This window comes from Anaerosolibacter carboniphilus, assembly GCF_014205875.1.
GTDB classification, from domain to species: domain Bacteria; phylum Bacillota; class Clostridia; order Peptostreptococcales; family Thermotaleaceae; genus Anaerosolibacter; species Anaerosolibacter carboniphilus.
This window is the reverse complement of record NZ_JACHEN010000069.1, coordinates 1-2,950: the sequence shown is the minus strand read 5'-3', so window position 1 is coordinate 2,950 and position 2,950 is coordinate 1. Positions and strand designations below refer to the sequence as shown.

The 2,950-nt window shown below is 38.4% G+C and carries 1 protein-coding gene and 1 pseudogene; both read left to right on the top strand.

The window, feature by feature from the left end; genetic code table 11:
- Positions 1-301: pseudogene (locus HNQ80_RS25485) on the top strand (PTS mannitol transporter subunit IIBC); the annotation flags it as partial.
- A gap of 341 nt (positions 302-642) precedes the next feature.
- Positions 643-2,802 carry a BglG family transcription antiterminator gene (locus HNQ80_RS25480; RefSeq protein WP_184314077.1) on the top strand — a complete coding sequence of 720 codons (2,160 nt, stop codon included), beginning with the start codon at positions 643-645 and terminating at the stop codon, positions 2,800-2,802.
- The last annotated feature ends 148 nt before the right edge of the window (positions 2,803-2,950 follow it).

Below are 2,950 nucleotides of genomic sequence, written 5' to 3'. Positions count from 1 at the left end.
ATTGAAAGGTAAGAAAATAGAGAAAAAGATCAGCAAGATTGTCGTAGCATGTGATGCAGGAATGGGCTCCAGTGCCATGGGAGCATCTACTTTAAAAAACAAGCTAAAGCAAGCAGGCGTAGATGTGGAAGTAGTCAATACAGCCATCGATCAAATACCAGGCGATGCAGATCTTGTCATTACCCATGAGAGTCTGGCCCAACGGGCAAAGAGCCACGCGCCTAAAGCAGAGCATATTTCGATTAAAAACTTTATAGGCAGTCCGGTATACGATGAACTAGTAGAAAGATTATCAAAATAATTACCAAAGAAAGCAGTAGAGATTGATAGCTCTGCTGCTTTTATCTATATATGGGAAATCATGGTTCTCAATTTCCTATATATGGGGTGTGTAATGAGGATTTCCCCTTTACTGTAAGGAAGCTGTCTTGCAGCCGTGGTAGGAAGCCTAGGGGTTCCTAGCGAAAACAAATTGTCGATAGGCAACTTTGTCCTTTGATTTGTTTATAAATGTCACTAATGAATGATGACAAACAAAATTATGTTTTCTTTGATTTTCAGGGAATACTGAATATATAATTGAATTAAGAAGATTTAGAATTCAAAAAAATGTCACTAATCTAAGAAGCGAGGTGAGCAAATGTGAGTGAGTTGCTATTAACTGCCCGAGGAAAACAGATTCTACAAATGATTGTGGACGCATCGAAGCCCATAACCATAGGGGACATTGCAAGAAACCTGGAAGTTAGCTCCAGAACGATTCTAAGAGAAATGCCCCTCACGGAGCAATGGCTGGAAAAAAATGATTTTAAGCTGATGAAAAAAACTAAAGTAGGTATACAGCTTATGGCTACCTTGGAGGAACGGCGAAGGTTGAGCGCCATGCTGGACTCCGAATCGGTGGAATTGGAATTTACTCCAGAGAATAGACAATCACTTATTATTAGCGAACTCTTACAAAACAGAGAACCGACAAAACTTTTTTATTTTTCATCCTTATTCAAGGTGTCAGAGGGAACCATCAGTCATGATCTAGACAAAGTAGAGGCATGGTTGAACAAGCATGAATTAACTTTAGTCAGAAAGCCCGGACTAGGTGTATATATCGAAGGAAATGAAAACTCTCTTCGAAGGGCAATGATTACCATACTATACGAGAATTTGGATGAAGATCAGCTTCTAAAGATAACCCGTCAAAATCTAGCTGGACTGAATAAAAAACAGGAAAGCATTGAAATTAATACAAGTAACCGACTAATGAACATGATTGACAAAGAAGTAATCAAAACCATCGAGGAAATCATTCATGGAGCAGAAGCTGATCTAGAATATAAGCTAACGGACAGTGCGTATGTTGGACTGATTGTTCATTTGGCACTTGCCATTCAGAGAATAAAAAATAATGAGAGAATCGTGATGAAGGAAGAATTCTGGAGGGAGCTTGCCCAAAGTAATGAATATAAGATAGCTGAAAAAATAGCTTGGGAAATTACCCAGTCTACTCAGATTGAGATTCCGAAGGATGAAATAGGCTATATCACCATGCATTTAAAAGGTGCGAAAATGCGCAATGGGGTATATGATCATCATGACTTTAAGGATACGGGAGAGTTCATTATTGGAAATTTTGAACTGACTCAGTTGGCAAATCAAATGATAAAAGTTGCAGAAAAAGAAGCAGGATATGTACTAAAGGATAATGAGAATTTGCTTTTTGGGCTGATCAGCCATCTGAGACCAGCTATCAATCGATTAAAGATGAATTTAGATATTCGGAATCCCTTGCTAGGAAAAATTAGGCAAATGTATCCAGAAATATATAAAATCAGCGAGAAGTGTGCTGAGGTTGTAAATAAAAAGTTTGATGTGAGGATGCCTGAGGCTGAGATAGGCTATATCGCCATGCATTTCGGTGCAGCCATAGAAAAAAAACGACAGAGTAGCAATCGACAGCGGGTCCATCGAGCGGTTGTTGCCTGTACCAGTGGCATAGGAACATCTAGACTTCTGGCAACACGGCTTAAAAAAGAGTTTCAAAACATAGACATTGTAGATATTGTTTCGACCATACGAATTGAAGAAGAATGGCTAAAGGAAAATAAAATTGATTTGATTATAACCACTGTCTACATGGATGGGAATACTGTCCCAGTGATTCAGGTAGATCCCTTATTATTAGAAGAGAATCGAAAGAAGCTTCAGAACGTATTAGAAAACTTGAATGTCCATGATGACTATTCCCTTGAAGGAATGGAACAAAGCAGTATGGATCTAAAAGAACGTTCTTATGCCATGAAAGAATATGGAGAAGGCGTCCTTGAGATATTAGAGGGTTTCTTTTTAAAAGAAGAGGTAGAAGTAGAGGATATGGCGCATTTAATCCGATATGTAAGTGAGATAACCGCTGACAGTAAAGACAATGCAGGCATTCTTGAACAGAATTTTCTAGAAAGAGAGCAGAAAGGAAGCACCGTACTAAGCAAAAAAGAAATGATGCTGCTCCACTGTCGAACAAGGGCTTCCGATCACCTAAAGTTTGGGGTGGTTCGGTTGAAGGATAGAAAATCATTAGTTTGTTTAAATAGCTATGGAGAAGAGGAACAAATAAAAACATTTTTAGTGATGATCACACCCATGGATAAAAGCAAAAGATACTTGGAAGTCATGAGTCAAATCAGTACAAGTTTGATAGATGAACCAATATTTATCGATGTGTTATCCAAAGGGACACAAAAAGAAATATATGAGGATTTAAATAGAATTTTGCACAAGTTTCTCAATTTAAAAACCAACAGGATATAGGAGGGGGATCATATGTCACAAAGCGGAACAGCAAGTATAAAAAGTCCAGATAAAAAAGGAACCAAGGAAGGAATCCAACGGTTCGGTAGATTTTTAAGCGGTATGGTGATGCCAAACATCGGTGCGTTTATCGCATGGGGATTCATCA